Below are 1,238 nucleotides of genomic sequence, written 5' to 3'. Positions count from 1 at the left end.
CCCGACCCATCTTAATGGATCTGGCAGCCAACTCCGGCTGAAGTAATCGAAATACTTTATCGGTAGCTAATCGGGGCTGCAAGTATCGTTCCCGATGCGCCAAATTCAATACCGTATCGTTTTGATCCAACTCCTGAAGGCTTTGCTCCTGGCTCTTGTAATAAGCCGCTCGGCTATATCTGAAATATTGGCAAATCATTTGGATGCTAATGGCCAGTTTCCGTATTCCCAGCTTGGAATGAACACGGAGCATCACTTTTGATCCCGCTTTTTTTTTAATGACTCCTTGTCTACGCCCAATTGTTCGCAGGCTATCTCCAGATAGCTTTCATTGGCCAGGCTTTCCAACTGAAGGTTCACCACCAGTTTGCGAAGCTCTTCATTCTCTTGCTTTAAACGTTTGACCACATCTTGTTCTTTGATATCCATTACCAGTACTTGTTTCGACAATAAATGATTCTTGCCATAGCGTACCAACCACTTCTTTACCGTGTTGGTCCCTTTGATCTCATACTTCTTCGCTACTCCTGTAGCACTTAATCCCTCCGTTTCCATCCGACGGATTACTTCCATCTTAAATGACTCACTGTAGCGTATCGTTTTACGCTGTTTTACTCCTTTGTTCATGATTTTGCAAAGTTAATCATGTCAACCTATTTCAGGAACAGACACCCTCTCTCACCCTCTCACCCTCTCACTCTCTCACTCTCTCCCTCCCTCCCTCTCCCCCCGCTTATCCAGTATCGTCGGATCCAGCTCCTTCGCCTTTTGAATGTAGGCGTCTCCCTGAGCCGCATCTCCGGCGCTGTGCCAGGCCAAACCCAGATTGAACCAGGCATCGGCGTTTTGAGGCTGTAATTTTGTGGCGATGCCAAAATACTCGACGGCTTTTCGCGGGTTGTTCCCGATGCCGTATGCCACGCCCAGCAGCCGGACTGTTTCATACTCATCCGGTCGCAGTTTATACGCTTCTTCCAGGTATCCGATGGATTTGGCCAGGTCGTGCTGAACCTCGCCGTAGAATTTGCCGGCATCGCGATAGGTGATCCCCAGGTTATTGATGGCCTCCTGGTATCCCGGATCAATATCGAGCGCGTGTTTGTAGCCGGCAATGGATTCTTCGTATTGTTTCAGATAATTGAAGGCATTGCCCAGCAGCAACCAGGCATTTTTGTAGTCGGGGTGCAGGTTGACGGCTTCCCGCAGATGGCCGACGGCCTCCTGCAGCATTTGCGTCC

At 49.3% G+C, this 1,238-nt stretch carries 2 protein-coding genes; both read right to left on the bottom strand.

What is annotated here, in order from left to right:
• Positions 1 to 252: 252 nt before the first annotated feature.
• Positions 253 to 627 (bottom strand): transposase, encoded by a 375-nt coding sequence (locus tag H6570_22660; protein MCB9322095.1) that lies wholly within the window; start codon positions 625 to 627, stop codon positions 253 to 255.
• 75 nt (positions 628 to 702) lie between these two features.
• On the bottom strand, positions 703 to 1,238 hold a 536-nt coding region (locus H6570_22655), incomplete at its 5' end, for a tetratricopeptide repeat protein (protein MCB9322094.1).

The sequence above is a fragment of the Lewinellaceae bacterium genome (genome assembly GCA_020636135.1).
Taxonomy (GTDB): domain Bacteria; phylum Bacteroidota; class Bacteroidia; order Chitinophagales; family Saprospiraceae; genus JAGQXC01.
The sequence above is the reverse complement of the archived record's forward strand: the minus strand, read 5'-3'. Positions and strand labels throughout refer to the sequence as shown.